Annotated in this window: 21 protein-coding genes and 2 pseudogenes; 8 read left to right on the forward strand and 15 right to left on the reverse strand. The window is 62.8% G+C overall.

The window, feature by feature from the left end:
* Nucleotides 1-16: 16 nt before the first annotated feature.
* The 4 genes and pseudogenes from ACOQPI_RS00160 to ACOQPI_RS00175 form a co-directional block, all read right to left on the reverse strand.
* Entirely contained in the window at nucleotides 17-1,549 is a 1,533-nt protein-coding gene (locus tag ACOQPI_RS00160; RefSeq protein WP_420617709.1) for a response regulator receiver domain, read from the reverse strand.
* Nucleotides 1,546-4,434, reverse strand: a complete 2,889-nt coding sequence (locus tag ACOQPI_RS00165; RefSeq protein WP_420617710.1) for an ATP-binding protein — start codon at nucleotides 4,432-4,434, stop codon at nucleotides 1,546-1,548. The genes ACOQPI_RS00160 and ACOQPI_RS00165 overlap by 4 nt, the downstream gene beginning before the upstream one ends.
* Nucleotides 4,431-4,616: pseudogene (locus ACOQPI_RS00170) on the reverse strand (hypothetical protein); the annotation flags it as partial. The pseudogene ACOQPI_RS00170 and the gene ACOQPI_RS00165, both read right to left, overlap by 4 nt.
* A gap of 63 nt (nucleotides 4,617-4,679) precedes the next feature.
* Entirely contained in the window at nucleotides 4,680-5,564 is an 885-nt protein-coding gene (locus tag ACOQPI_RS00175; RefSeq protein ID WP_420617711.1) for a DNA cytosine methyltransferase, read from the reverse strand.
* 488 nt (nucleotides 5,565-6,052) lie between these two features.
* On the opposite strand from ACOQPI_RS00175, the gene ACOQPI_RS00180 reads away from it, so the two are divergent.
* Complete coding sequence (locus tag ACOQPI_RS00180; protein ID WP_420617712.1) at nucleotides 6,053-7,258, forward strand: helix-turn-helix domain-containing protein; 1,206 nt, start codon at nucleotides 6,053-6,055, stop codon at nucleotides 7,256-7,258.
* 98 nt (nucleotides 7,259-7,356) lie between these two features.
* On the opposite strand, the gene ACOQPI_RS00185 is transcribed toward ACOQPI_RS00180, so the two are convergent.
* From ACOQPI_RS00185 to ACOQPI_RS00210, 6 genes are all read right to left on the reverse strand, one after another.
* A complete protein-coding gene (locus ACOQPI_RS00185; RefSeq protein ID WP_420617713.1) occupies nucleotides 7,357-8,277 on the reverse strand; it encodes a YbaY family lipoprotein in 921 nt (306 codons plus the stop codon).
* 124 nt (nucleotides 8,278-8,401) lie between these two features.
* Complete coding sequence (locus tag ACOQPI_RS00190) at nucleotides 8,402-8,821, reverse strand: type II toxin-antitoxin system VapC family toxin (RefSeq protein WP_419849122.1); 420 nt, start codon at nucleotides 8,819-8,821, stop codon at nucleotides 8,402-8,404.
* 27 nt (nucleotides 8,822-8,848) lie between these two features.
* Entirely contained in the window at nucleotides 8,849-9,115 is a 267-nt protein-coding gene (locus tag ACOQPI_RS00195) for a type II toxin-antitoxin system Phd/YefM family antitoxin (protein ID WP_420617714.1), read from the reverse strand.
* Nucleotides 9,116-9,166: 51 nt separating this feature from the next.
* A complete protein-coding gene (locus ACOQPI_RS00200; RefSeq protein ID WP_420617715.1) occupies nucleotides 9,167-9,937 on the reverse strand; it encodes a DUF1295 domain-containing protein in 771 nt (256 codons plus the stop codon).
* Nucleotides 9,938-10,039: 102 nt separating this feature from the next.
* A complete protein-coding gene (locus ACOQPI_RS00205) occupies nucleotides 10,040-11,314 on the reverse strand; it encodes a type II toxin-antitoxin system HipA family toxin (RefSeq protein ID WP_420620964.1) in 1,275 nt (424 codons plus the stop codon).
* 2 nt (nucleotides 11,315-11,316) lie between these two features.
* On the reverse strand, nucleotides 11,317-11,586 hold the full coding sequence (locus tag ACOQPI_RS00210) for a helix-turn-helix domain-containing protein (RefSeq protein ID WP_420617716.1): 270 nt from the start codon (nucleotides 11,584-11,586) through the stop codon (nucleotides 11,317-11,319).
* A gap of 160 nt (nucleotides 11,587-11,746) precedes the next feature.
* Here ACOQPI_RS00210 and ACOQPI_RS00215 point away from each other — a divergent pair, with 160 nt between their 5' ends.
* The 5 genes and pseudogenes from ACOQPI_RS00215 to ACOQPI_RS00235 all read left to right on the forward strand — a co-directional run.
* Complete coding sequence (locus tag ACOQPI_RS00215; RefSeq protein ID WP_420617717.1) at nucleotides 11,747-12,496, forward strand: hypothetical protein; 750 nt, start codon at nucleotides 11,747-11,749, stop codon at nucleotides 12,494-12,496.
* A gap of 30 nt (nucleotides 12,497-12,526) precedes the next feature.
* Nucleotides 12,527-12,952, forward strand: coding sequence for a nuclear transport factor 2 family protein (locus ACOQPI_RS00220; RefSeq protein WP_420617718.1), 426 nt, complete (start codon nucleotides 12,527-12,529; stop codon nucleotides 12,950-12,952).
* A gap of 33 nt (nucleotides 12,953-12,985) precedes the next feature.
* The gene (locus ACOQPI_RS00225) at nucleotides 12,986-14,011 is read left to right on the forward strand and encodes a sterol methyltransferase (RefSeq protein WP_420617719.1); all 1,026 of its coding nucleotides are present in this window, start codon (nucleotides 12,986-12,988) and stop codon (nucleotides 14,009-14,011) included.
* A 20-nt stretch (nucleotides 14,012-14,031) separates the two neighbouring features.
* Nucleotides 14,032-14,421: an SAM-dependent methyltransferase gene (locus ACOQPI_RS00230; RefSeq protein ID WP_420617720.1), complete on the forward strand. Its 390-nt coding sequence runs from the start codon at nucleotides 14,032-14,034 to the stop codon at nucleotides 14,419-14,421.
* A 15-nt stretch (nucleotides 14,422-14,436) separates the two neighbouring features.
* Nucleotides 14,437-15,057: pseudogene (locus ACOQPI_RS00235) on the forward strand (methyltransferase domain-containing protein); the annotation flags it as partial.
* On the opposite strand, the gene ACOQPI_RS00240 reads toward ACOQPI_RS00235, so the two are convergent.
* The gene (locus tag ACOQPI_RS00240) at nucleotides 15,054-15,761 is read right to left on the reverse strand and encodes a gamma-glutamyl-gamma-aminobutyrate hydrolase family protein (protein WP_420617721.1); all 708 of its coding nucleotides are present in this window, start codon (nucleotides 15,759-15,761) and stop codon (nucleotides 15,054-15,056) included. The pseudogene ACOQPI_RS00235 and the gene ACOQPI_RS00240 overlap by 4 nt on opposite strands.
* A gap of 51 nt (nucleotides 15,762-15,812) precedes the next feature.
* On the opposite strand from ACOQPI_RS00240, the gene ACOQPI_RS00245 reads away from it, so the two are divergent.
* Complete coding sequence (locus tag ACOQPI_RS00245) at nucleotides 15,813-16,616, forward strand: alpha/beta fold hydrolase (RefSeq protein ID WP_420617722.1); 804 nt, start codon at nucleotides 15,813-15,815, stop codon at nucleotides 16,614-16,616.
* A 40-nt stretch (nucleotides 16,617-16,656) separates the two neighbouring features.
* On the forward strand, nucleotides 16,657-17,970 hold the full coding sequence (locus tag ACOQPI_RS00250; RefSeq protein WP_420617723.1) for a glutamine synthetase family protein: 1,314 nt from the start codon (nucleotides 16,657-16,659) through the stop codon (nucleotides 17,968-17,970).
* Nucleotides 17,971-17,979: 9 nt separating this feature from the next.
* Here the strand turns inward: ACOQPI_RS00250 and ACOQPI_RS00255 are convergent, their stop codons facing one another.
* The 4 genes from ACOQPI_RS00255 to ACOQPI_RS00270 are packed head-to-tail and all read right to left on the reverse strand — an operon-like array spanning nucleotide 17,980 to nucleotide 21,683.
* Nucleotides 17,980-18,687: a type 1 glutamine amidotransferase gene (locus tag ACOQPI_RS00255; RefSeq protein WP_420617724.1), complete on the reverse strand. Its 708-nt coding sequence runs from the start codon at nucleotides 18,685-18,687 to the stop codon at nucleotides 17,980-17,982.
* Nucleotides 18,684-19,544: a catechol 1,2-dioxygenase gene (locus ACOQPI_RS00260; protein WP_420617725.1), complete on the reverse strand. Its 861-nt coding sequence runs from the start codon at nucleotides 19,542-19,544 to the stop codon at nucleotides 18,684-18,686. Before ACOQPI_RS00260 ends, ACOQPI_RS00255 begins: the two co-directional genes overlap by 4 nt.
* Before the next feature lie 52 nt (nucleotides 19,545-19,596).
* Nucleotides 19,597-20,871, reverse strand: a complete 1,275-nt coding sequence (locus ACOQPI_RS00265) for a cytochrome P450 (protein WP_420617726.1) — start codon at nucleotides 20,869-20,871, stop codon at nucleotides 19,597-19,599.
* Nucleotides 20,868-21,683, reverse strand: coding sequence for an acetoacetate decarboxylase family protein (locus tag ACOQPI_RS00270; protein ID WP_420617727.1), 816 nt, complete (start codon nucleotides 21,681-21,683; stop codon nucleotides 20,868-20,870). The genes ACOQPI_RS00265 and ACOQPI_RS00270 overlap by 4 nt, the downstream gene beginning before the upstream one ends.
* Nucleotides 21,684-21,731 lie beyond the last annotated feature (48 nt).

Below are 21,731 nucleotides of genomic sequence, written 5' to 3' on the forward strand. Positions count from 1 at the left end.
AACAGTTGATGGCTTGTTACTCCGGCGCGCCCTGTCTCATCCATTCCGACACATCCACGCCGACTCGCGACGCTGTCGAAGCGAAGCCGTGGACCGCATGAGATGCCACTTCGGCTCTCAGCCGCGTGATCGCCCGGTAGCTGACCTTGGTGCTCTCAAACCGCCAGTTCGGTGCTTCCCCTCCCGCCACCACCGACCCTTCCCCGTTTGGCTCGAACTCCGGCATGGCCAGTTTGTGCGGCTGCTGTTCGAACTTGACGGCCACAAACTGGCCATCTTCGTCCTGAAACATGGCGTCGGGTGTCTCATTCTCCGCGCTCTTGCGGAGCAGCATCATGGGGAAGGCCCTTTTTTCTTGGATGCGCACGCTGTCGCAAAGGGGTTGAATGCAAAGCCAGTAGTTATCAGACGGGTCTTTGACCACCACTCCGAGTTCAAGTCTGGGGGGTTCAGAGCCAAACCCAGTCGAACACATGAGTGACGCGAGGGCATTGTCAGATTGTCGGTCATCGCCGAACGCTCCAACCAGGGTCTTCATATTTTTGGCACTGAGTTTGAGTGTCCCAACCTTCAACAGACCTGAAGCCACTGCCTCTTGGGCAATCGCTGTGTCCTCTCCATTCTTGAGGTCGCTGGGGCAGTCTTCGGTGCTTCTCAGCAGCTCAGCCAATGCCTCAGGCGCAGAAATCAGCCCTGCCTCTGCCAGGAAATCCCGCACTGCTTGGCCATCCCACTCTTCGTCTATTCGGTTGGCCATGAGCGTCTGCTTGAACTCGCTCGCCAGCAGCTCGAGGAACTGGGTGCCTGCGTCATCGGGCTCGGGCAGCAGGGCCCGGTGGACAAGCGCTCCTGCGTCCAATGTCGAATCGAAGGTCGCGAGCACCCGCGGAGCCGACTCGCGCAGCACGTTGATTCCTCGGAACGCGAATCTCGGCATCAGGCCCTTGAACACGAGTTCAAGGTCATCACGGACCATCTGCGGAAGGTCGGAATACCTTCTGGCGGTTCGACTGTCCTCCCCGCCAGTGAGCGGTATGCCCGGTTTCCCGAAGACCAGCACAATCGCATCATCTCGCCTCAGCACGAAATCATGGATTTCTTCGAAGTCCGCATCATCCTTGAGGCGCGTGGCGACGTCCGTCAGGCTATGGGCGCCGGTGAATATGGCAACAACTACAAGACGGCCCTTGTTTTCCTCAGCGATGGCCTTGATCGCATTGACAGTTGCCGAGTGATCGCCGAACAACAGCCAGTCAAGTATCAGGAGATCGGCGATTTGAGCGCCGCGAAGCGCCAGGTTGACGAAATCAACGTGTTCTTCCAGTTCAAACACGCTGCAAACGATGTTCTCAGCAAGAAAGGCGCTTACCAAGCTCGATGGACGTACAGGTGTTTCGTCCTCATCTGGCGGAGGGGTGAGCTCCGAATCTGGCTCACTGGGCAAGTCCTGCGCAATGTTGGAATCAAGAGCTTCGAGCTCCCTGAAATCAGACTCAACACGATCGTCGATCACCAGGGCTGTTCGAAAGTAGTCGCTGATGGCAGTCATGGCTTCTTCCGCTGTGGGCGGATAATGAACTCAGCTCCATCAGAACACCGTCCCAGGCTTATGTTCCATCCCGCCCGTTCGAGAACCTGGCTGGCGATGGCAAGGCCCAGACCACTGCCGCCCGGCTTGGTGGTGAAGCCGAAATCAAATACGCGTTCAGCGATATCATCGGCGATTCCCGGGCCACTGTCCTTGTAGACAAGCGCGTCTCCCTTTGTGCTTAATTCGATGCTGCGCGATGGGCGTGGCTCGCTCTGCTCTATCCAATACAGGCTGTTGTCGACGAGATTGATGAACACGGGATAGAAGGTCGAGGTGTAGCCCTCGAGGGCGAATGCTTGGAATTCCCGGCTCGGGCGGATCTCGACTCCGACATGACGCAGGCGCTCGTAGAACAGCTCACCGAGAAACCGCGAGATGTCACTTCCCTTTATGGCGGTCTTCTTGCGCCTCAGCCGCCGCTGCATGGGAGTCAGCATTGAAAGGTAGCTGTCGAGGTGGTCGAAGTCCCGTCTCAGGTCTTCGTAGAGGCCGACGAGCTGGGGATTCTTCTTGGCCCACGTTCCCACCCTTCTCACATCGCTTCGAATGCTGTTCACGGTGGCGCGGAATTCGTGGTCAACCACGGCCAGCGCCATTCCCAATTGGACGAGTTCTAGTTGCGCGTCGGCCTGGGCGCGGAGCTCGACGATCTCGGCGTCGGCTGCGGCCGCGAAATCGTCGGGAGTCGGCGCTTCAGCGGTGAACACAAGCCCGTTCGCCTGCACGAGATTGGAGACTCGGGCCAGCTTTCGGACTGTGTTCGCTGCCAGCGATTCCAGCGCTTGCTCGAAGTCAGCCTGTTCTTGGATCCATCCGCTGCTTTCCGACGTGTTCGGTGCCGCGAAGGCCGCCATCTCGGTGTCGAATTCCTGGCGAAGCCCGGTGAGCGTGTTCTGCACGGCCTCGCTCAAGCCAGTCAGGGCGAGGCTAGCCTCGTCATAGGCACCGGCAAACTCTTCCCGGGCCGCTGCGATTCGCTCCTCGACAAACGCCCGCCGCTCCTTTTCGTCTGCCTCCTGCGCAGCCAGCCGGGCCTCGACCGCAGCAGCCAGTGAGTCAACGGCGTCGAGTGCCGGTCGAACGTAGGAACTCTCCACATCGGATAGGCCTCGTTCTACGTGACGCATGTCCTGGCGCATTGGGCCGGTTGGCGCGAAGCCTTCGGGCTCGTCGAACTCCAACGGCTCAAGGAGCTCACGCAGGTCTCGCCTGGCCTCTGCAACGCTGATCGCCGCCGGCTGGAGGCGGTCAATGTCATCAAGGCGCTCGCTGAGATCCTGCACTATCTCCGACGCCTGTTCCTGAAAGTCCGTCTCATCGAGGAACTGAACTGCGGTCGAGAGCTGGGCTTGCAGGTGCTTTCGTCCCGCCGCGGCCTGTTTGTCACGCTGTTTGCGGAGGCTGTCCTCTCGCCTCAGCCGCTCTCGGCCCTTCTCATAGGCCTGATTCTGTGGAGCGTCGCCGCGAAAGAACCTGGCGGCCAACTCCACGAACAGGTTTACCAATAGCCGCTGGAAGTCGGTGTAGGCCCGGCCTCGGGTAAAGCCCTCTCGTCCTGCTTTTTCCTGCAAATCGGGGTTCTGGTCGCTGGAAAGGCGAACGGCGCCGAACATGCGCCGATAGGAGAAGTAGTAGTAGCTCGCTCCAAGGGTGCGGCGCTCTTCTATTGCCAGGTAGTCAAAGTCGGGGCGCCCATAGGGCTGCACTCGGATTCCGTCCATGTACACGTACAGGCCCCCGAGCTTTCGAAGCTTCCGGCTCATCTCTGCGTACTCTTCGGGGTCGAGCCGGGACTCGCTCGCCAGTCCCTGCACGTAGCCCAGCTCAAATGAGAACGGCCCGCACCGCGGCTGCATTGAGTCAGGGCACTTGATCACGAAGTCTTCAAGGGTCTCGTCGTAGATCCGTATCGACCCGGTGAAATCCCCGTTGTCGTCGAACTGGCCGGCTATCTCGTGATCCGCATGGTTGAAGTCCGCGGCATCGAAGAAGTCTTCAGACTCGAGCAGATTCTGGTCGTCGCCTCCGCCGCGATGATCCACAAAACTGATGGAGAAGTCGGGCTTCGCCGATTTTGGGAGCCAGGCATCGGTGAATCCGTGCAGTGTGTGGTCGAGCAGCGGGGCTTCCTTGGGGTTGGGGTTCTCAATCTCCGCGGGAAGGACGTCGGAAACCGGCGCGATGATGAACTGTGTGCCCGACCCGTCGATCGGCACGAGGTCGGGGATGTCTTCGAACGGGTCGGACGGCATGGCGTCCAAGTCGGCGAGAATCTGATCCAGCCGGGACGACCACTGCGGCGTGCTGTCCAATGCGCGAAAGCCGGCCACCGCCTCCTCCAGCGGCGCCTTCAAACGGGCGATGTCTTCACCGGTGAGCTCATCGGAGTCGAGCTCGGACAATCCCACGGGAACATCGTCCAAGTCGATTCGCGGGAGCTCGAACATCTTCCAGCTCACCAGCGCGGCAATCGCTGGGTGTCCCTTGCGCTTGGATACCACCAGCACCTGGCTGCCAAGAGCGCCGATGGCGAACCGGCCGATGCCCTTCTCGCCGAGTTGCACCCGCTCGCGCATCCCCTTTGGTTTGGGTACGGGGGTTCGGTCCAACTTCGACTCGGTTGCGATGGTCAGCCAAGCCTGCTCAAAGGTCTCGCGGTCCATCCCCACACCGTCATCGCTCACAACCAGCAGGTTGAGTGGGCGGAAGAAATCCGCGCGGGCTTTCGTGGCGTATGCGTCGTGGGAGTTCTTGAACAGCTCGCTCAGCGCGGTGGGAAGGTTTGCGATCTGCTGCCTTCCGAGCATGTCTACGGCCCGAGCCCTCGCCCGGAAACCGGTCACGCCGCCGACCTCGCTGCCTGCTCGATATCAGCGGCGACCTTCCCGCTCTGATCTTGGATGCTCATGCTGCCAATTCGGCGCATCTCACCCACATGGTCCATGAGGTGGCGTCCGAAGTGCTCGGCCAGAAGAACCGGGACGGCGTTGCCGATCTGCTTGCCCTGGGAGGTGAGGCTGCCGGTGAACCGAAAGGAGTTCGGAAAGGTCTGGAGTCGGGCCGCTTCTCGCGCGCTGAGAGCCCGATCCTAGCTGGGGTGGCCGAAGCGCCCGTTGCTGTAGCTGAGGCACTTGGTGGTCAGTGTTGGCGCCGGACTGTCCCACCTCAACCTGCCGTACACGTCGGTGTGACCGTCAAAGCCTCCCTGGTGGCAGTCGGGCCAAAGACGGCGCGGCCAATCCCGGCGATCACCGCCCTCCGGCGTTGCCCGAATCCGCTTCAAGTTCAAGTCCGAGAGCATCATGGCCCTGTGGTTGCTGATGTCGGAATCCTCCTGCCCGGCTTCGATCGGGGGAAGAGAGCCGATCCAGTCTCGAATCGTCGAATGCGGCTCGCCGGCTTCGAGGCCATGGGTCGGAAGCGGCAGCTTGATGGGCCCGAGCCGGCTTGCCACCAGCACGAGACGGCGCCGCGTCTGCGGGATCCCGTAGTCGGCACTCGAGATGATGTCGACGGACACGTCGTGTGTTTTGGACACCTCGTCCACGAACTCGGCCAAGGGGCCCCGCGAGGTGGACAGACGCTGCATCCCTGGGACGTTCTCCACAAAGATCAGCTCTGGATTTGAGGCCTTCACGAACCGGAGAAACTCAAGCAGTAGGAACGACCGTTTGTCCAAGGCAGTCGGCCCGTGCCGGTGGCCTGAGAAAGGCTGACAAGGAGCGCACCCGGCAAAGAGCCTGATCGCCTCGCCGCGGGGCGGCAGCACCTCTTCCACCTCGTCAACCGAGAGGCTGAGGATGTCGCGCTCCAAAAACGTTGTCTCCGGGAAATTCAGCCGATATGTCGCCGCCGCATCCGAATCCCAATCGATGGCAAGCACAGGTTCGATGCCAGCATCGGCAAACCCCCGAGTCGAACCGCCGCATCCCGAGAAGAAGTCCGCCAGCACCACTCCTGCACTCATGTTCATGGCTTTGCCCTCAGCGCGCTCAGCATGGGGAGTCCCCTTTCCTCACAACAGAAAGCAACTCGCTGGTTGGGCCTAAGCACCACCAGAAAGGCGACCGACCTAATGCGCACACCTGAACTCCATTCTGACCAGCCAGCGCATGGTTCAAACACCGCTACAACAACATCGACAGTAAACCAGAGACCCATGACAAATTCCCATACTGGACCCCACTCGACCATCGCCACCAGCCGCTGTCGGTATCGGCAGCCGCCCGCAACCGGGCTTGGACCGGTCGGCATTGCGAGCAGTCCGCACGCACGCCAGCCGTAAACGCGCAACCCATGATCGACCGAGTAGTTGTAGTGAGTCAGCTGACATGGCAAATCACCTGTTATGCCTCTCAGCTTCTTGCCCATGTCGGCGCAACAAATCAGGTAAAGTTACGCGTTGAGTCATGACTCATCAGAATTCGTAACAAATCTGTCGTAGAGGGATCGGGGACTGCAGTGAGCCAGTTGGGAAAGGCGCTGGCGCGTGCTCGCACGAGCGCTCGCTACTCACAAGATGATGTGGGTGCCGCCCTAGGCATCAACCGGGCAATGGTGTCGTACTGGGAAGCCGGCACCCGAACTCCGAATGATCGACAGTTGGGCGCAATGGCCCGGCTCTACGGCATCGAGCTGATCGATCTCGTCGAAGGCCGCGACGTCGACTCCGACGCCGACGACTTGGCGAGCATGCTTTTGCGTGCCAATGACGGCGTCGACCCTGGAGCCACTCCAGGCATCCGCGAGTTCGTCCAGTTCCTTGACCGCTACGCCGAGCTAGCTCGAATCGTGGACGAACCCATCCGGGGCCTCTCCCAAAGCCCGTTCGTATTCCGGCAGAGGTTCTCTCAGAAGGACGACATTCGCCGCAAGGCAGAAGAGGTGCGCGATTACCTCCGTCTCGGCTCGGCCCCGATTTCCGACCTAGACCCGGTTTGCGAGGCACTCGGTATCACCATCTACCGGGCGCGTCTCGGACCGGACCTGCGAACCTCTCCGTCAGGGGCGTTTCTCAAGCACCCTGAGGTGGGATTCTCGATCTTGGTCAATCTCGACATGACGCCGGGCCGGCGCCGGTTCACCGCCGCTCACGAACTGGCGCATGCCCTGTTCCACAGTGACGAGACCAACCAGGTGCTCTCGCACGGCCGGGGTCCGCGCGAGATTTTCGCCGACGCGTTCGCTGGTGAGTTCCTCATGCCGAGTGAGGGTGTTCGACGCTTCGCCGAGGAGGTCGGTCTGCCACCTCGCATCAAGGACCCGGTCGACATCGTCCACATACAGAGGTACTTCAAGGTGTCGTGGCCCACGGCGCTCGTCCGGTTGCGCCAGATGAACGCCATTACACAAGTCACCTATACCGACCTCAGGGCCTCGGTTCGTCCGGTGTCGCTGGCTCGAGCCCTTGGATATGCCATCCATCCCGAAGAAGACATCCAGGATCCGGAGCTTTGGCGGATACGACGGTTCCCCCGGTCGTTTCTGCGGATGCTGCGTCACGCGGTAGTAACGGAGGTCATGTCGCCCCCCAGCGCCGCCGCCTTCGCCGGATTGGCCCTGCCTGACATTGTGCAGGTCCTCGGCAGTCCCCTCGGCGACGCTGAGCAAGAGTCACCGCATCTAGAGACTGAGTTCAATGAGTTCGAGGTCACGGGAGTTGTCTGAGGGTTCTCACGTCATCGACACCGTGGTAATTGGGACTCCGGCCAGCCGTTCACCTGAGTCCCGCGCGACTGGAGCTGAATTGCTCAGGTTGATCCCGACTATTGGGTATTCGCCAGGGGGGCGGTGAAGGTGGTGGTCTCGGTGCCGTTGACGAACACCGTGTAGGTCTGGCCGGGGGTGAGGGCGTCGCCGAAGCGGATTGCCTCTTCAACCACGACTCTTTCTGCGTCGCAGTCGATGGCCCATGGGGTGGGCGGCGGGACGGTGAGGGTGATGGTGGCGTAGATGTCTGAGCCGATGATCTCGAACGACTGGCTGCCCCGGCGAACGCAGTTCTCGACGGTGGACTGGTAGTGGTCCACCAGAATGATGACCTCGGGGTGATACTCCACTACTTCGGCCCCGATCACCTCGACCTCTTCTTCGACCCACTGGTGGGAGTTCTCCTCGTTCCACTCGCCGGTGGGGTCGGGCGGAGGCTGAACGATCACCAGCACCATGTCGACTCGGGTGGGGTTGCCCCGGGTGATCACGTCGTAGGCGGTGTCGTTGATGAAGGCCAGGCGGCCGTCGGACTCGGTTATCCGGGCTTGGATGGAATAGGTGTTGCGAGGATTGATGTCGTCCTCGTTGTAGTGCACTTCGAACTCGATGGGAACTTGGCCCGGATTGGTGATGACCTGCTCGGCAATCAGCTCGGAGGCCACATCCATGAGAGACGTGTCTCGAAGCTGCACGGTGACAACCGCACCGGGAGATAGCGCAATCCGCTCTCGGTAGGTGACCGTGCCCATGACCGAGGCATTGGCATCGGGGTCAACGGTGGACGTTGCTACCGCGGTCGCTGATGTCGTCGTTTCGGGAGACGGTGGGGTGGTGCTAGTGGCCGTTGCATCCGGTTCAGCCCCCACCACGGCGATTTGCTCCTCATCTGCGCCGTCACCGCAGCCGGCGGCAATCAGAAGAGCGAGTGCCAGACCGATGGTGGCGATCAATTGGGTCGTGCGCTTGGCCTTCATCGGCGAACCTCGCTCATGGAGAAGTCTACGGCTGGGTCGACGCCTCTTGGTTCGACCTCAATAGATGAGACGAGGCAGCCGCCTGCTCAGGTTCCCGCCTTAGCGCGACTGGGGGTGGAGACGATCATGTTGTGGCCAATTGGACACGGCCGGTCTGTTGCGCCCACGCCCGGAGCTTTGCGTCCTTGGTAAGGAGTTCGTGCTGGTGGAGGATTGCTGTGGCGACAATGAGCTGGTCGGCGGGGTCTTGGTGGAATCCCTCGTCCACCAGGCTGGTGGCGTCCACCCAGAGTGATCCGGTGACGGGTATCTCGCTCAGGCCCTGCCTCAGGACACCGGCACGCAATTCCTTGATGCCTGGGAGGGGTGGCAGATTTCCTCGTGGCTTTCTGCGCTTGACCTCCAGTTCCCAGAAAGTGGCGGCGGAGACGGCTGCCTCACCTCGGCTGATGGCTCGATCAATGCCATCAAGGATGGTCTGAGGCAGCTTGGCGGTGTCGCCGGTCACGGCCCACACCAAGACATGAGTGTCCAGCAAGATCATGCAGTTCCTTCGGTGCAGGTGGGGGCGTCAGCCCCAGTCGTCGGCCATGCCGGTCACTGCCTCCGGGTCTATGACCGTTTCGCTAGGGTCGTCCCAGAAACCGGCGAACTCCGGAAAAAAGCCGCAAATGCCCGTGCCTTCGCCATGTGCCGGAACAAGACGGGACACTGGTGTGCCTCGTTTGGTGATGACAATCGGAATGCCGGTTTCGTTGACCTCATCCATGAGCTTCAGGCACTTGGCCTTGAACTCTCCGGCGGAAATAGTTCTTGGCTGCTGAGTCTCTATTGCCACGAACAGACCCTATCACCAGATGACCATGTTTGTGACCATGAATCTGTGGCCTTATCCGGTTTCAGGGCGGCGGGGGAGGAAGGCGCTGGTTCGCTGGATGTACTCGTCGTAGCCGGGGCGCTTTCGCTTCATGCGGTGCTCCACCATGGGCACGCCGGACACTTTGACCAGAATCCAGGTGATGAGCGCCGGGGCGATCAGTCCCACGATTCCGATTGGTGTGGAGGCGGCTACCAAACCGATGCCCCACCAGGCGGTGGCGTCGCCGAAGTAGTTGGGATGACGGCTATAGCGCCACAGACCACGATCCATCAGCTTCCCCGCGTTGGCCGGATCTGCCTTGAACCGGGCGAGCTGCCAGTCGCCTGTGGCCTCGAAGCCGAAGCCGACCAGGAACACCACCGCGCCGATCACCCACAGTGCACTCCATCCCCGGTCGGCGTCGCTGATGCCGATCATGAGGGGAAGCGACATCACCCACATAGCCGCGGCTTGCAACCCGAACACCCGCACCAGGCTGGTGAGCCAGAAGCGATCTCCGGCTCTTCGGCGCATCGACTGGTAGCGGAAGTCCTCTTCTGCCCCGATGTTGCGAAACGCCAAATGGATGGCCAATCGCAATCCCCATGTGGTGGCCATGGCCACCAACAGGGCAGCCCGCACGCCGTGTCCGTCGGTGACCAGCAGGCTCACCCAGGCCGCCACCACAAAGCCGAAGCCCCACAAGATGTCGACGATGCCAGCGTCTCGAATCGCCACGCTGATGGCCCACACCGCCAGCATCATCCCGGCGATCACCGCCGCTACCACCCATAAGACCATCTGCGATCAGCGTAGCGAGCGGTTGGCAGTGCTGGTATTTGGCCGATCAGCAAACACAGACAGGGTGATTGGAAGTTCGCCCGCCGCGTGTTCCTCGGCAGCTCAGCTCAGGAGCTCGATGCAGTGTTGGGCTCGGGTGGCGACTAGATCAACGAGGCGTCTGGGGAGGTCGGTGGGAAGTACTTGGATGGTGTTGTCGTGGGCAGCTTGGTCGAAGGCGGCGGGGAGGTTGCGGGCGAGATTGAGGATGCGGGTGATGGCCTCATTTCGATCCAACCCCAATTCATCGGCGGTTTTGTCCCACGCGCCGGGGCGATCGGTCCGTCGCAGCCGGTAGTCGCCCCCAATCTTCATGGCGAGGCTGATCTTGTGCCCCTTGCTCTTGTCGTAGGGCAGAAATGAGGCCACATCGTAGAGGGGCGCCAGGCGGGCCTGGGTGCCGGCGAGCAACAGGCTGTAGTTCTTGGCGTGGGCATCGCTACCAGCGATCAGCCAGTTGAAGGCCAGCGCATCGAAGAACCCCCACAGATCGTTGGCTGCTCCACCTCCCGTCACCGCTGATCGCAGCAATGCGGCTACCTGTCCAGGTGAGGGACCACCGTCGGCCTGGTACTTCCGGGTGGGATGCAGCGACAGGGCTTGGCACAGGTCCTCGTGGTGAACACGGGTCAGGGTGCCCTGGCGTGAAACCCGGTCGAAGCGCTCCACAATGATGGCCGTCTGATCTTCAAACACGCCCATCTGCGGGCGGGCGGCACGCAGACCAGAGTTGGCCGCGGCCACCAGGCAGAGGTGCTCGTTGACGTCCAACCAGTCAAAGTCGGGAACGGTGGGCTTGAGGATATGCGTGGTCGGCACGTTGCCAGAGGGCTCACCCCACCCTTGTGCCGAGAAATGCAAAGCGGTCTTGGCCTGGGCGCCACCGAGGCTGAATTGACCGGTCCTTGCCGGCCCCAGCCAGGCGGTCGCATCGGCCTTCAGCGCTCGCAGACGAGCTGCGATATCTGCCTCGCTCATCTCGGATACATCGCCGCCTCGTCCTAGGAGATCGTCCACCGCCTCCGCTGGGCAGAACTGAACCGCGCCCGGACAGTCATATCCAACCTTGGTTCCCAACAGCGGAAACGGGTTGGCGATGGATACGCCGAAATCGCGGCCCCAGCGGGCAAGCACATCGGCATTGTCGGGGAGCAGGCCCCAAAGCCATGGACTAACCCGGTGATCACTGTGCTCTTCGAGTTCTACGGGCATTGACACCGACAATGGAGTCGCTGTCGGATTTGTGCGGTAGTCCTTGTGGTAGCGCAGACGCAGGCGGTTGTCGGTGAGGCGGCGAAGCTCACCCGCCAATCGCCCGTTGATGATGACGGCGAGCATCGTCAATCGGCCCAAGTGTCGATGTAGGCGTTTAGATCAAAGTTGTCCGGGTCGGAATCGACGGCTGCTCTCAGCGTGATGTTCAAATCCAGGGCGTCGAGAATCCACAGCACCCGCCCGACCTCGGCGGTTTGCTTACCGGTTTCCAGTTCGGAAAGCCACTGGCGCCCCACTCGCGCCTTGGCGGCCAGTGCGGCCTGGGTTAGCCCTTGGTCCTTGCGGGATTGGCGAATAGCAGCACCGAGTTCCCGACAAGTTCGGATGGATCGCACCGGAAGCCTCCTTGGCCTAGCTTCTGTCGCCATACGACGACACTGCCAACATGTCGTTGTTCGACGACAATATCATGATGTCGTCGTTCGCAGACAATCTCTTTCCCGGGGTGCCGCTGTAGGGCTAGCAGCGACGCAGAACAGCGTACCGTTGTGGGTTGTGGGCTCCACCGACCACCATGTGCTGTTGACTTTCACCAACCCGGTGATCGGTCAGGAGGCCCGGTATCACCAGTGGCACGACGTTCATCTCCGCGAGGTGGTGTCATGCGATGGGGTGGTCAGCGGGCAGCGCTACCGGATGAGCCCCGACGCCGACACGCTGACACCCGGGTGGATGCGCACCCACGCCGACCGCAGCGATCTGCCGATGCCATTCGAGTTCTTGGCCGTGTATGAGATTGAGGGCGACCTGGCCGCGGCCATCGAGGCGATTTCCACCAAAGACGACTATTCCATTCGGCCCGGTGACAGCCTCGACCACGACACGGTGGCCAGTTGGGCATTCACCCAGGCCGGAGCCCAGATCGGATCGGCCAGCCCCAGTGAGGTTGACCATCTCGGGATATCGCTGGCCAATCCCACCAAGGGCAACCTCGAGTGGTTTGAGCACTGGTACACCATCCACTACCGGGAAGTAATGGCGACCCCTGGCTTCCTCACCGGGCGGCGCTACTGGGCCGCCTCCAACACCCTCACCCCCCAATGGGCCATCGACCACGGTGAGACCGGAACCAACGGGATGCCGTTTCAGCACCTCGTTGTGTACGAAGTGGGCACACCGTACGCCGAGGCAAAACCAGCGCTAGAGGAGCAGCGGAAGAGCTTCACCGTCTTCCCCGACGGCGCCATGGACTACAACGAGATCATCGCCTGGCGTTACACCCCGTTCGGCGATCGAGCCGAGTGACCTAGGACACCGATCTAACCTAAGAGCGCCATGTCAGAAGAGATCAGAACCCTGTTGGCCCGCTATTCCGATGCAGTGTGCCGTTTCGACGCCGATCAGTGGGCGGCCACCTGGGCCACCGACGCAGTTTGGGAGATGGGCCCGATGACCAAGAGCGGTCGGGATGAGATCGCAACTTCTTGGAAGGGGATGCTGGCTCGCCTTGACGGGGTGATCCACGCCTATCTCAACGGCTGGGTCGATCTGGATGAGGAGGCCGGCACCGGCACGGGGCGCTGGTACGTGATCGAGCACTTCAAGCGCCTCGGCGAAGGCCCCATGACCATGTACGGCTACTACGACGACGAATACTGCCAGGAAGAAGGCGAGTGGAAGTTCGCCCGCCGCGCCCTCCACCGCATCTACTACGGCCCGCCCGACATGTCCGGCGACTTCACGGGCTTCGGTCTCCAATAGTAAGAGTGTCGCAACCAATCTTGAAGGGGCTCAATGTCTGACAAGCTCGCCAACATCTTGAAGAAGTCAGGAAGCACGGAAGCCGTCGACCCGACTATTCGCGAATACGAGCGCCGATTCAGGCAACTCAAGAACAGCGATTCAGGCAGCGGGGAAGACGACCACGAAGAGTTCAACAATCTCTATTACGACGTGGCCACGGACTTCTACGAGTACGGATGGGGCAGGTCTTTTCACTTTGCCCCCCGTGTCGCCGGGGAGAGCTTGGAGGCTTCCATCAAACGCCACGAGCACTTCTTGGCCCACAAGCTCGAGTTGCGACCTGGGATGGTTGTGGCCGACCTCGGTTGCGGCATCGGCGGCCCGCTATTGGAGATTGCCCGCTTTTCCGGGGCCAAGGTCGTCGGCGTGAACAGCAACGCCTACCAATTGGAACGCGCCCGGAAGCTGGCGGAAGAGGCGAAGCTCACCCATCTGGCCGATTTCCTGCACTGCGACTTCTTGAACGTAGATGCCCCTGACGAGTCGTTCGACGCGGTGTACGGCATTGAGGCCACCTGCTGTGCCCCCGACAAAGAGAGCATCTATGGCGAGGCCTTCCGCTTGCTGAAGCCCGGCCAGTGCTTCGCCGCTCACGAATGGTGTCTCACTGATCGCTTCGACGCTGAGAATCCCCTTCACCTCAAGATCAAGAACAACCTCCTGTTGGGAACCGGGCTGACTGACCTCGATGACCAGCCAACCGTTGACCATGCGCTCAAGTCGGTGGGTTTCGAGATACTGGAAACAAGGGACCTCGCGATTCCAACCGGCCCGTCAATCCCCTGGTATCAACCCCTGGTAAGCCCGGGATTCTCTCTGACGGGAATGCGGGCGTCGGCCATAGGACGCTGGATGACCACCCAGTCGCTACGGGTGCTCGAAGCGCTTCGCGTCGTGCCGCAAGGAGCAGTTCGCGTGTCGGAAACCCTGAACATCGGCGCGGAGGGCCTGGCCGAAGCAGGCAAGCTCGGCATCTTCACCCCGGCGTATTTCTTCCTCGCCCGCAAGCCGGATTAGCTCGATCAAGGAGGGTTTCAATGTCTGTCAAGCTCACCAACGTCCTGAAGGACCAGGAAGCGTCCGCTGGCGTCGATCCGGCCATCCGCGACTACGAGGACTTGTTCAATACGGCCAAGCAAAACGGATCGGAAGTCAGACAGCAGGGCTACGAGGAGTTCAACAACCTCTACTACGACCTCGTGACCGACTTTTACGAGTACGGCTGGGGCACTTCCTTTCACTTCGCCCCTGGAGTTCCCGGCGAGAGAATGGAGACGTCGCAGCAACGCCACCAGCACCTCCTCGCGCACAGGATCGGCCTCGGACCCGGGATGACCGTCGCCGACCTCGGCTGCGGCATTGCCGGACCGCTGTTGGAGATCGCCCGCTTCTCTGGCGCCAAGATCGTCGGCGTCAACAGCAACTAATACCAGCTCAAGAAAGCTCGAAGGCGAACGGAGGAAGCGGGACTATCAGGCCAGGTGGAGTTCCTCCACTGCGACTTTTTGAACGTCGACGCTCCCGACGGGTCATTCGACGCCGTCTACGCCATTGAGGCCACCTGCTGTGCGCCGGACAAAGTCAGCGTTTACGGCGAGGCCTTTCGTCTACTGAAGCCCGGCGGGCACTTCGGTGCCTACGAATTCTGTCTGACTGACCGGTTCAACTCCCAAGATCCCCACCACCTCAAGCTCAAGACCGACATCGAACTGGGTGGCGGTTTGCTCGACATCGACTTCAAGCCAACCGTGGACAAAGCGCTGCAAACGGTGGGGTTCGAAATCGTGGAGACCCGGGACCTAGCGATTCAAACCCGCCCGTCGATTTCGTGGTATCAGCCCTTGGTGAGTCCGGGTCTGTCCCTGGCCGCTCTTCGCAAGGCAAGAGTCGGACGCTGGATGACCCATCACCTGTTGAGAGCACTTGAAGCGCTTCGCTTGGCGCCACAAGGATCGGTTCGGGTCCACACGACCCTAAACCTCTGCGCAGATGCCATGGCCGAGGCGGGCCAGCTCGGCATCTTCACCCCCATGTACTTCATTCACGGCCGAAAGCCCGACTAGCGAGACGCTCGTTCAACCAGCCAGCCGAAGATGGGGTCGGTGGGGCGGGTGGGCATCATCTCGGGGTGCCATTGGACGGCGACCACGTGATCTCCCATCTCCACGCCCTCGATGGTGCCGTCTTCGGCCTGGGCGGTGATGGTGAGGTCCCGGCCTAGATCGGCCACCGTTTGGTGGTGGAGGCTGTTCACCTGGGCTGAGGGGCCGTACAGCTCATGCAAGGTGGAGCCCTCGGCGAAGCTCACCTGGTGGATGGTGGAATCTATGGGCAAGTCGAAGCGGCCGTGTTCGGGCACGTGCTGGTGCAGCGTGCCGCCTTGGTGGACGTTGAGCACTTGGATGCCCCGGCAGATGCCCAGCACCGGGATTTCAGCTCTGAGGGCGGCAGAGAGCAACGCGAGCTCTAGATCGTCGCGCTCGGGCTCGAGGGGCAGTAGCTCGGGATCGGGATCGGCCCCATAGAGGATCGGATCGATGTCGGTTCCCCCGGGCAGGACGATCCCATCAAGCCGCTCCCCCACCGCGGCGGGGTCGACATCGATGGGGATGTGAACCGGGATGCCGCCGGCTTCGATGACACCGCGGGCGTAATCGGCCATGTACAGATCGACATCGCGCTGGGCCATCATCTCGGGAAAGCCGCTGATCTCCGATGCCTGCTTGCGCCGGCCCGGCAGTCCAATCAATGGGAGTTTTGTGGTCACCGAATTGTTCGCTTCCAAACGCTCTCACTGTGAACGTTAGTTTGGTTTGCGGTGGCTGCTCCGGTTCGAGACGTGGACGGCGCAATCGCCTGGCGAGAGGCCGGCGAAGGCGATGTGGTGCTGTTTCTCCACGGCCTAGGGGGCTCGCGGATGGCGTGGGAGCCCCAGATCGAGGCGCTCTCCCACGGGTGGCGCTGTGTGGCCTGGGACATGCCCGGTTACGGCGCGTCGGCGCCGATCAGCCCGCTTGCGTTCGAGGCCATTGCCGACGCAATAGCCGAGCTGCTCGACATTCTGGATGTGGAATCGGCACACCTGTGCGGTTTGTCGTTCGGCGGGCACCATGCGCTGCACACCGCCCTGCGCCATCCCAACCGGGTCAAGTCGCTGGTGCTGGCTGACACCAGCGCAGCGTTCGGGGGCGACGGGACCGACCCCGACGAATGGCGCCGTCTACGCACCGCGCCGCTGGACGCTGGGCTCGAGTTGGCCGACATCGCCGACGAGGTGATCGCTTCCATCGCCGCCCCCGGTTTCCGCGGACTCGAACGCGACCGCACGGCCTCGGCCATGGCCCGCATCCCCGCGGCGGGATTCCAGGCCGCGTGCGGGCTGATCACTACTCACGACTTGCGCCACCGACTCGACGAGATCACCGCACCCACGCTGGTAGTGGTCGGCGAGCTCGACGAGGAGACCCCGCCCGCCTATGCGGCTGAGATCGCGGAGGGCATCGCCGGCAGCCGGCTGGAGGTGATCCTTGGGGCCGGCCACCTCAGCCCGACAGAGGCCCCCGACGTTTTCAATCAGCTTGTCGGCGAGTTCTTGGGTTCGCTCCCGGCCGCTCAGCCATGATGGGCTTTGGCTGCATCTTCGTCATGAGAGGAAGCCCACCATGAGCGACTACGACCGGATTCGCGTGCTGTGGCCCGACCACCTCGGCCTGGCTCGGGGCAAGTACCTGCCCGTCCATCTGGCCGAGCAGGGCACTGGGCACTGCATCACCACGTTCGCCCTCGGCTATGACCGCAGCCTGATCCCGGCTCCCGGCGCCTATCTGCTGGAGGGGCTCCCCGACGTGGTGGCCTCCTTCAACCCCGATGAGGTCCGCCCCAGCTGGGAAGACGATGCCACCGGCGTGGTGGTCGGCCATCTGGACTTCCGGGGAAAGCCCTACACCGTCTCGGCCCGCCATGCCCTTCAGCAGGCCATCGCGGCGTGGGGCGAGCTGGGCTACTCGCCCAAGGTGGGCATCGAGTTCGAGGCCTACGTGCTCCAGCCCGACGGCGAGGGCGGCTGGGAGCGCTGGGACACTCCCCGGTCGTTCGTCTACGGCACGGGCCGCTCAGCCGACCCGACCGGGCTGATAGACGACATCACCCGCACTGCCTGGCGGTGCGGGTTCCCGCTGGAGAGCATCAACGCCGAGTACGACGAGTCGCAATTCGAGCTGACCCTGGAATACGACGATGCCCTGAAAGCCGCCGACGAGGCGTTCTTGTTTCGGGTACTGGCCCGGGAAGTGGCCCTGAGTCACGGGCTGGATCTCACCTTCCTGGGCAAGCCATTCGTGGGGGTGGCCGGCAGCGGGGTACACGTGAACTTCTCACTGGTCGACGCCGACGGCCAGAACGCCTTCAACGACACCACAGCCGATGACGGCCTGTCGGCCCTGGCCAAGGGGTGCCTGGCCGGGCTGGTGGCCCACCACCAGGGACTCGTCGCGCTATGCGCCCCCACGGTGAACGCCTACCGGCGGCTCCAGCCCGCAGAGCTCAACGGCTACTGGGCCAACTGGGGCCACGACCACCGCTGTGCGGCCAACCGGATGCCCGAGGCTCGGGGGGCGGCCACCCGGATCGAGAACCGGGTGGGCGACGGCGCGGTCAACATCCACCTCGGGGTGGCCACCATCCTCCAAGCCGCCCGACTCGGCGTGGTCAATGAGCTGGAGTGCCCCGATCCGCTCACCGCAGACGGCTTCGAAGAGGTCAACACCGATGTGGGCGCGGCACCCAGCCTGGCCGCCGCCCTCGTACACCTCATGGCCGATCCTCTGCTGATGGCCGCGGTGGGCGACGAGCTGTGCCAGAACTTCATCGCCAACAAACAGGCCGAGTGGGAGCGCTACATCGCCGCGGTGGGCGAGGACGTGCCCGGCGGCGAGGTAACCCAGTGGGAGCTCGACGAGTACCTCATGTACCACTGAGCGAGTGGTCTAGTCCGCCAGCACCTCGTCTAAATACCAATCGACAAAGGCATGGCACTGCTTGATGTTGGCCATCTCGTGCTGGCGGGTCTCCTCCATGAGCTGGTCGAAGTCCACCCCGCACTCGTCCAAGTAGTCCTGGGGGGCCAGGCGAAGGAACGACTCCACGTGGGCCACGTCGACCTCGGGATGGAACTGGGTTCCCACCGTGCTGCCGATCCTGATGAGCTGCACGGAGCTGTCGTTGCGGGCCAGCACATCGGCTCCGGGGGGCGGGGTGAACCGGTCGTGGTGCCACTGCATCCACGGCCCCGGTCCGGCCGGGTTGGGGCCGTCCTCTCCGTCGGCGAGCTCGAACCAGCCAATCTCGGTCACCGGTGACACCTCGACTTCTCCGCCCAGCGCCTCAGAGATGAGCTGCCCGCCAAAGCAGATCCCCAACACGGGCTTGCCCTCCTCGTGGGCTTGTCTGATCATGTCGAGCTCTTCGTAAATCCAGGTGTCGATCTCGTCTTTGTCGGTGAGCGTGCGCACCGAGCCCATGGGCAAGAGCAGGTCGTAGTCATCCATCGACGGGAAGGGCACGGCGACGTTGGGGTAGTCGTAGTCGTGGGTCACCACATGGATGTGGACCTCGTAGCCCCGCTGGCGCAAGCGGGTGGCTATCTGGCCGGGGAGACCGTCCAACTCGTGGGCGATGGCCAGGGCGCGCTTCACGGGCTGAACCATAGATGCACCTGGCCGGTTCCCGCGACCGCCTCGTATTGGCCGAATTGCTCGCCAGCGGCAGTGCAAGCCGCCCCGCCGAGGGCACCCACCATGGTCAGGTAGTGGCCGAAGAAGCCTTCGGGGGCGTGGGTGGAGAACTCCGGCAGGTACTCAAGCACCCCGGCGTGGTCGCCCTTGGCCAGGCATCCGATCACATACTCGTCGGCGGCTCTGGCCTCGGGCGTGCGGAGATGCCGCGCTGGATCGGCCCCCTCGTGATCTCGGAACTGGCGCAGCGGCCAGAACCGGTGGCTCAGACCACCGCTGGCCAACACCACTACCCGGCGGTCCAAGTTGGCCACAGCTTGGGCCAACAGCTCGCCGAACAGCAGGAAGTCATCGGGCTCGGCGGTCTGGCAGATGCTGGCCGACACCCAGGCCTCGTCGCCCTGGAGAAACGGCAGCAGGTTGATGGTGGGATAGTGAACCGGCAGATGGGGGTCGTCGATGGCCGTAATCCAGGTGTCGTCCCGCCCGACGGCCTGGGCGGCCCACGCCTCAGCCAGCTCCCGGTCGCCGGGCATGTCATAGGGCACCTGGCACATGCCCCGGGGCAGCTCTTCTGAGGTGAACAGTCCGCCGCGGCGGTCATGGGAGGTCACGATGTGCTCAACGGTGGTGAACCAGTGGGTGTCCACCACCACCACAGTCTCGGCGCCAACTGGGCGCAGCCGCTGGGCACCCAGATCGTGGAGTCCCTGGTAAAGCGTGGTGTCCTCGCCGTCGTTGAGATATCGGCGAATCTCCTCAGGCAGCACCAGCGTAGGAACGTGGGATATCAGGCCAGCCCCGACAATCGCGCCCATCAGTTTGCCTCCTGTGTCGAAAAGAGGTGGATGCCTGCAACTGGATGGCCCATCACGCCACCTTGACCGGAAGCCGCTTGATCCCGGATATGAAGTTGGAGCGCAGCCGGTGGATCGGGCCGGCGGGCTCCAAACGGCTCACCCGCTTCATCAGCTCTTCGAACACCAGCCTCACCTCCATGCGGGCCAGCCAAGCCCCGAGGCACAGGTGCGGCCCGTTGCGGCCGAACGCCATGTGGTCGTTGTGCTCGCGACCCAAATCGAATCGGAACGGCCGCTCGAATCCCTCGGGGTCGTGATTGGCGGACACAAACCAGATCACCACCTTGTCCCCTGCCCGGATCTGCGAGCCCCGCATCTCAACGTCGCAGGTGGCAGTGCGACGGAAGTGCATGGTGACCGATCCGCTGCGCAGAATCTCCTCCACCGCGGTGGTGGTCAGACCGGGGTCGGACTGCCACGCCTGCCAAAGCTGGGGGTGGTTCAGCAGGGTCCACATGCCGTGGGTCATGGTGTAGCGGGTGGTGTCGTTGCCCGCGGCCACCAGCAGGGTGAAGAAATTGTTGAACTCCAGGTCGGTGAGCGGGTCGCCGTCGATAGTGGGGGCCAGCAGCTTGGTGATGATGTCGTCTCGGGGACAGACCCGCCGGTCGGCGGCCTGGTCTTGGGCGTACTGGAAGATCTCGATGGCCGCGGGACTGCGAAACGGGACCATCCGGAACTGCTCGGTGTCGGTGAGGTCCACCGGAAAATCGGTGAAGTCGGGGTCGGTGTTGCCCAACAGTGCGTCGCCCCAGGCCACCAGCTTGCGGCCGTCGGTGTCGTCGGTGCCCAGCAGGCGACCGAGCATCCTCATGGGGAGCTCCTCGGCGATGTCGTGGACGAAGTCGAACTCGTCGTTGGCCAGCGCTTTGTCGAGCACCTCCCCCACCAGCTCTCGGATGGAGTATTCGAATGTCTCCACCGTCCGGCGGGTGAAGCCCTTGTTCACCAGGCGGCGCAGCCGGGTGTGCTCGGGGGGGTCCATCTCCATCATGGTGCGCCGGGCCTCGGTCTGCTCGGCGTCCATCTCCTCAAGGCGGATGCCCAGCGACGAGGTGAACGATTCGACGTCGCGGCTCACCGCCAGGCAGTCGTCGTAGCGCAGAATCGACCAGAACCCGGCCCCGTCGGCCTCCTCGGTCCAATGCACCGGATCTTCGGCCCGCAGCCGGGTGAACGTGGCGTGGGGGACGCCGGCCACGTAGGTGTCGTGATCAGTGATGTCGGCGTTATCGGGGCCGAGGTCGGCCAGATAGTTGTCGGCATGGGCCGGGACGGCCATCATTCGGATTCCATCGGGTTGGGGGCGGCCCACAGCGTGGTGCCCCCGGCCATGGAATTGCCCACCTGCCGGTAGTAGCCGTCGATGATCTCAAAGGGTGCTAAGCGGGCGAGCTCTTCGGTGGGGTTGTCGGGCAGCACCAGTTCGGCGTCGCCGCTGAACACGGGGCCGAGGTCGGCGTCGTAGCCCCGCATGGTGACCAGCTCATCCAGCGAGTCGCGCCCGTCCATCTCGATGGCCGGCATCTGGCGGCTGTGCAGCATGGGATGGCTGTTGACGAAACCGGGCGACTCGGCGTTGCCCCGGATGGTGAACTGAGCCTCGGCAATCCGCCGCCCCCATGTGCTGAGGGTGGCGCCGAACTGCCCCCCGGGCTCGAGCCGGGGTCCGGCCTTGCCGTAGGCCACCGGGCGGGTCATCCAGATCTCGCTCATCTTCTTGGGGTAGCCCTGTAAGTGGCCCCGGGCCATGGCGAAGTCCTTGTCCACCCAGATGTAGGCCGCCCGGCTGAAGATCTGGCCCTGATAGGTGCAGCGAACCACTAAGAACACCTCCTTGTACTGGGCCCGGGCCGGGTCGAGGATCTCCTCGAAGGTGTCGCTGCAACTCTGCCAGTCGGCCCAGATGAGGGCCACGGCGCCGGGGTCGTCGTCGACCAGCTCCAGCGGCTCGGGGAGGAGCTCGGCCACATTGGGCGGATCGGTGCGGAACTCCACGGTGAGCATCTCTCCCGAGTAGTGCCACGGCGGACCCGGCAAGATGCTGCCAGCGCCAGTCGGCGTTCGGGGATACATGAACCCTTGGAGGTCGGCCACGCCGACAGTATATTCGTTTGGTACCAAACGACTCAACTGGGCTAACGC

Origin of the sequence: Candidatus Poriferisocius sp., assembly GCF_965219815.1 — a bacterium.
Lineage (GTDB): Bacteria > Actinomycetota > Acidimicrobiia > Acidimicrobiales > Bin134 > Poriferisocius.

What these genes read in the sequence shown, in the direction of transcription:
- ACOQPI_RS00160 (WP_420617709.1), bottom strand. Translation starts at nt 1,549, where the DNA reads ATGACTGCCATCAGCGACTACTTTCGAACAGCCCTGGTGATCGACGAT.
- ACOQPI_RS00175 (WP_420617711.1), bottom strand. Translation starts at nt 5,564, where the DNA reads ATGAACATGAGTGCAGGAGTGGTGCTGGCGGACTTCTTCTCGGGATGC.
- ACOQPI_RS00185 (WP_420617713.1), bottom strand. Translation starts at nt 8,277, where the DNA reads ATGAAGGCCAAGCGCACGACCCAATTGATCGCCACCATCGGTCTGGCA.
- ACOQPI_RS00190 (WP_419849122.1), bottom strand. Translation starts at nt 8,821, where the DNA reads ATGATCTTGCTGGACACTCATGTCTTGGTGTGGGCCGTGACCGGCGAC.
- ACOQPI_RS00200 (WP_420617715.1), bottom strand. Translation starts at nt 9,937, where the DNA reads ATGGTCTTATGGGTGGTAGCGGCGGTGATCGCCGGGATGATGCTGGCG.
- ACOQPI_RS00205 (WP_420620964.1), bottom strand. Translation starts at nt 11,314, where the DNA reads ATGCTCGCCGTCATCATCAACGGGCGATTGGCGGGTGAGCTTCGCCGC.
- ACOQPI_RS00220 (WP_420617718.1), top strand. Translation starts at nt 12,527, where the DNA reads ATGTCAGAAGAGATCAGAACCCTGTTGGCCCGCTATTCCGATGCAGTG.
- ACOQPI_RS00225 (WP_420617719.1), top strand. Translation starts at nt 12,986, where the DNA reads ATGTCTGACAAGCTCGCCAACATCTTGAAGAAGTCAGGAAGCACGGAA.
- ACOQPI_RS00230 (WP_420617720.1), top strand. Translation starts at nt 14,032, where the DNA reads ATGTCTGTCAAGCTCACCAACGTCCTGAAGGACCAGGAAGCGTCCGCT.
- ACOQPI_RS00250 (WP_420617723.1), top strand. Translation starts at nt 16,657, where the DNA reads ATGAGCGACTACGACCGGATTCGCGTGCTGTGGCCCGACCACCTCGGC.
- ACOQPI_RS00260 (WP_420617725.1), bottom strand. Translation starts at nt 19,544, where the DNA reads ATGGGCGCGATTGTCGGGGCTGGCCTGATATCCCACGTTCCTACGCTG.
- ACOQPI_RS00265 (WP_420617726.1), bottom strand. Translation starts at nt 20,871, where the DNA reads ATGATGGCCGTCCCGGCCCATGCCGACAACTATCTGGCCGACCTCGGC.